We start from the raw sequence: 5,483 nt of genomic DNA, 5'->3' as shown, positions 1-5,483 counted from the left end.
CTGAGGTTTTGGAAAACGAGCTATCAAATGGCTTTGAAAGCCCAGATGAATTTTATACCGATCCTAGCACAGGGGCAATGGTTTTTAGATGTCCTAATGATGGTGAAACCGGTGGAAGCACATACCCTCGAAGTGAACTTCGTGAAATGCTAAGAGCGGGTAATACCAGTATCAGTACTCAAGGAATAGGGTTAAATAATTGGGTATTCTCTTCATCAACCTTGGCCAATCAAGAGGCCTCGGGAGGTGTAGATGGAACCATGTCAGCCACTGTAGCGGTAGACCATGTCTCTACAACTGGTGAGTCTGGTAAAGTAGGGCGAGTAATCATCGGACAAATTCATGCTTCAAGTGATGAACCTTGTCGCCTCTACTATAGAAAACTACCCGGCAATACAAAAGGCTCCATCTATTTTGCACACGAGCCTACCACATCTTCAGAGCAGTGGTACGAAATGATTGGTAGCAGAAGTAGCAGTGCTTCTGATCCAACAGATGGTATTGCTCTTGGTGAAAAATTTAGCTATGAGATTAAAGTAGTATTCAATACACTTACTGTAACTATCATGCGAGATGGCAAGGCAGATGTAGTGCAAGAAGTAGATATGACCGGTAGTGGCTTTGCAGATGATTGGATGTATTTCAAAGCTGGCAATTACAATCAAAACAATTCCGGAGATGCCGGAGACTATGCTCAGGTATCCTTTTTTGCCTTAGACATGTCTCATTCCGCACCAAATAACACCCCTACTGTAAGTATCACCAACCCTTCAACTAACGACATATTTACTGAAAGTGAAGACATTGAAATTACTACAAATGCATCTGATAGTGATGGCACGATTGCCAAAGTAGAATTCTTTGAAGGAAGTACTAAAATTGGTGAAGATACCTCTTCTCCTTATTCATTTAACTGGGAAAATGTGGCAGCGGGCAGCTACTCGCTAACAGCCATTGCGACTGATAATATTGGGTCAAGTACCACTTCATCTCAAGTAAATATTACAGTCAATTCTCAACCAACAGGATATGAAGCCCCTTATGATATTCCAAGATTTCAGGATTTCATTGGTGGCTGTAAATTACAAGCACCAACGAGCTCAACAGTTGCATCACAATCCGATTTGATCAATGGCTTTTCGTCAGATAATTTCTATGTAGTAGATGGTGACAAAATAGAATTTAATCAGTCAGGTGAGAGCATGCGTACGGAGCTTAGGCATCTGACAAATTGGATGATCTCTGATGGTGATCGCTCATTGCATGGGCGCTTAAAATTTGTAGAGCAAACTTGTGATCAGGTAACTGTAGTTCAAATTCATGATGATGCTAATGAAGGTAGTGGGCCAAATAAGCCTCTTTTGAGAATTTATAAGCACCAAACCAAATCTCCTGCAGACCATCTTTGGGCAGCAATTAAAACTGACGCAGGTGGTGTAAACACCACTCATATCGACTTAGGATCAGCTCCTACAGACTATTTCAGTTTTGATGTGCGATTGGTGAGCGGAAACATGATCATCGAAATTAATGGAGAAGAAAAAGCAAATATGGATGTTTCTTACTGGAATTTCCCGAGCTATTGGAAGGCTGGTGTATATCTTCAAGATGAGGGCGAAGCAGTTGTTTATTTTGATGAATTGTATGAAGGTAACGGATCTGAAGTGAACCATGCACCTGGTATTAGTATCACCTCCCCTTCAAATGAAGCAAACCTTACTCCTGGAAGCGACATCACCATCAATGCAGATGCTTTTGACACCGATGGTTCAATTAGTGTGGTAGAGTTTTTTCAAGGCAATCTAAAATTAGGCGAAGACGCCACAGAACCATATTCAATGGTTTGGAATGATGTGCCTGTAGGTAATTACACGCTCACAGCAAGAGCCACTGACAACGAAGGTGCTACATCTAAATCTCTGGGAATTGATATTTTCCTAGGTGTACAATACGTTTTGTCTACATCTGTAAATGGTGAGGGTAGCATCTCCCTTAATCCTGTAGGTGGTGTCTATGCTGAAAATACATTGGTTAGTTTATCGGCAGTGCCGGCTGTAGGGTACCAGTTTACTGGCTGGAGTGGCGATTTATCAGGTAGTCAAAACCCTGTAAGCATAAACATGGACTCAGACAAAAGTGTGAGTGCATCCTTCACTCCTATTTATACTCTTACCACATCAGTTATTGGAGATGGATCAATCAAATTAAATCCTTCAGGAGGCATATATAGGGAAGGAACAGAGGTAATACTTACAGCAGTTCCGGATGCTGGTAGCCAATTTGAGAGCTGGAGTGGTGATATATCGGAAACTGATGATCAAATAACAGTGACCATGAATTCCGACCTGTCAGTAACGGCTACATTTAATGTGGTTGTCTCTTTAGATGAAGGTTTTGATTCAAGTGAGCAAGTAACCATTTTTCCTAATCCAAGCGATTCGATGGTTTTTATTGAGTACACCATTTATAAACCTTCCGATGTAATTATAACCATCCACGATACCTCAGGTAGACAGATAAAACAATTGATCAATACTCACCAGCAGATCGGTACATATCAGGAGCAGTGGACCATTGCTGAGGATATAAAATCTGGTCTGTACCTGATCAAACTGAAAATTGACAATGAGATAAAAACAACAAGGGTAATTCTCAATCACTGATCAAGAATTCAGCATCTGTTATTAGTTTCTTAATCTTTCAAACTATTCAAATATGAAATTTAGTGCGCTACTGATATTATACATTCTAATTAGTACTAGTCTAAATGCTCAAATAATACCTTCAAACAAGGTATTGCCACCAGGAAATTTGAAGAAGCACTTAACTAAACAGGTGCAAAAGGACCTAAAAGGAGCTGATGCTACTGAATTGGCACAGTACTTTAGAAATAAATTCTCTGAGCGGTTTTTCTATGATTATCAAACCTTTTATGATCGGCTTCAACATTATAACAGTATTTATAAAAATCAGGAAAGTCATAAAGAAAAGGCATTAGACCACATAGGGAAATATAAGGATTCTACCCAATGGGTGCTTCCTTTCAATTACCAGAATGGTGAGCCGGTTAATGCTTATGCACTTAGGCATCTCGCTCGGCAACATAAGATGGTCGATATTGCTTTGTACTACTTCAATGGCACAAAAGATCCCGAGCTGATCAGGTATTTTGAAACCCAGATGCGTTCGCTAAATGCAGCTTTACATGCTGATAAATATGAGAAAATTGAAGATGGAAATGGTGTATATGAGGCATTTAGGTCAGGTTATCGTATTCTGAATTGGCTTTGGATTCACAATATGTTTCTCAATGAGCCTGATTATTCAGATGAAGATCAACTAGTCACAATAGCCACACTCCTCCAGCATGGTCAACATCTTTATGAACGAAATGATAGTTTTAACTCTGGTAATCATCAGACAAGAGGCGTGTCAGCGCTGGCTATGCTCGCTATTTTGTTTCGTGATTTTGAAGGCACTGATTTGTGGCTAGAGCGTGCCATGCGCAGGCTTGGTGAACACCTTGACAAAGAAATAAATGACGATGGATTTCAGTTCGAACGATCTGTACACTATCATATGAGCGACATCAATAACTACTATTATGTTTATCAATTGGCCAAATTGAATGGAATTGAAATTGATGAGGCTTGGGAAGATAAGCTTAGAGGCCTTTTTACTACGCTGGTAAAGATAGCTTACCCTGATCGATCTGCACCAGTACTTCAAGACGATACGGAAATACCATGGGGTGAAAAAAATGACATATCTGGTGCCATGACACTCGGTTATTTACTCTTTGAGGACCCTGAATTTGGGTATTTTGCAACAGATAAGGTTGACGATCGGGTTTATTGGTTTTTGAGCAATGATCAGATCAAGCTACTCGAAAACATTGATCAGCAAAGGCCCACTTATGGCTCGTTGTCGTTTGATGATACCGGATATTACATCATGCGAGAGGGTTGGAACCCTGATGATAAAATGATGATCATTAGTGCAGGACTTGATGACAAAAAGCCTGACCATCAGCATGGTGATATGTTAGGAATTCAGGCTATAGCTAATGGCCACGCCATTCTTCCCAACTATCAGGTGCGCTATTCTCTCAAGGATTTCGGATTTTTTAAGAATTCTATGGTAAAGAATGTTGCGCTTGTGGATGATCAATTGCAGGGAAAACAATATACATCCAACCAGGGAGGAAGTGGGTTTGGGAAGTTTAAAGAACTGCCCAACCCAGAAGTTCTTACCTGGAATGTCAATGATAATTTTGATTTGTTTGTGGGCCGACATGATGGATTTAGTAATGTGGGAGTAAATTACACCCGTCAAGTGATTTTTGTGAAAGACGATTTTTGGATAGTTAAAGATGAATTTCAATCAGATGGTAAGCACGATTACAAGCAAGTTTGGCAAGGACACTATACACATGAAAATGGCTCCGACCTGTTAAGAGCAACAGCAGCAGATGGTGCAGGCCATGACATTCTACAACTCATAAAAACTGATTCAGTTTTTAGTGATGGTACTAGAGGCAAGCAATGGAGTGTTGTTTCTAAAAAGGAACAAAATAACTTCAGTTTCCTCACGGTCATTTATCCCTATAAAGGCTATAGCAATCGGTTAGATGAAACTACTAATGCAATGAATATTGGTAAGTGGGGCATTAATACGTCAGAGTGGAGAATGACAGGCGAAAATGCTACTAATGTCAGTCATGAAAATGAATCTTACTTCTTTGGAGTAACCCGATTAGACAGAGAAATTCAGACTATCGAATTTAGTGAGGAATCAGACATCTATTTCAAGGAGAAAATGGATCAGTTTGAGTTTCAAAATATCGGTTCGAGAAAGTCTATAATAAATATAAAACAGTCTGGTAATAAAGTTGCAAAAGAGCTCCAGCCAGGGGAAGCATGGAGTTTGAGTTTGAGATCCAAACAATAACTCGTCTGGGTTCCAATTTCTGTAGAGCCGTCAGTCTGTAGTCTTAAAAATAATTTTACCCATCCACATCTCAATCTCACCAATTATAATTTCATTTGTATCATAATACTTCCTTGATGAAAGACAGTCATGCCCGCAGTCTCACCAAAGCCATAACCTGGCGGGTTTTAGGTACATTAGATACAATTTTCCTGGCTTTTATAATCACCGATCAGCTCAATACAGCCATCTCTATTGGTGCTACAGAGGTCTTTACTAAAATTGCATTATTTTACTTTCACGAAAGAGTGTGGAATAAATTACTTATTGGTAGAAGTACCACCGGGGTTAAGATTTACCGAAGCGTTATAAAAACAGTAAGCTGGCGTATAACAGGTACTCTGGATACTATTTTACTTACTTATCTTTTTACCGGAGGTATAGGTACAGCTTTGTCGGTGGGTGCCACAGAGTTATTCACAAAAATGTTACTTTATTTTCTTCACGAGCGTGTGTGGACAAAGGTGAAATGGGGAAGGGTAGAAGCACTTGAA

3 protein-coding genes are annotated in these 5,483 nt (G+C 39.8%); all 3 read left to right on the top strand.

Annotated features, from left to right (window positions below; all coding sequences use genetic code 11):
* The coding region (locus E1176_RS07075) for a polysaccharide lyase family 7 protein (RefSeq protein ID WP_155209904.1) at nt 1–2,663 on the top strand (2,663 nt) is incomplete at its 5' end.
* Between the two features lie 52 nt (nt 2,664–2,715).
* A complete protein-coding gene (locus E1176_RS07070; RefSeq protein ID WP_155209903.1) occupies nt 2,716–4,950 on the top strand; it encodes a heparinase II/III family protein in 2,235 nt (744 codons plus the stop codon).
* A 116-nt stretch (nt 4,951–5,066) separates the two neighbouring features.
* A partial coding sequence (locus E1176_RS07065; RefSeq protein WP_155209902.1) for a DUF2061 domain-containing protein occupies nt 5,067–5,483 on the top strand: 417 nt, incomplete at its 3' end.

This window comes from Fulvivirga aurantia, assembly GCF_009711475.1.
Taxonomy (GTDB): Bacteria; Bacteroidota; Bacteroidia; order Cytophagales; family Cyclobacteriaceae; genus Fulvivirga; species Fulvivirga aurantia.
The sequence above is the reverse complement of the archived record's forward strand: the minus strand, read 5'-3'. Positions and strand labels throughout refer to the sequence as shown.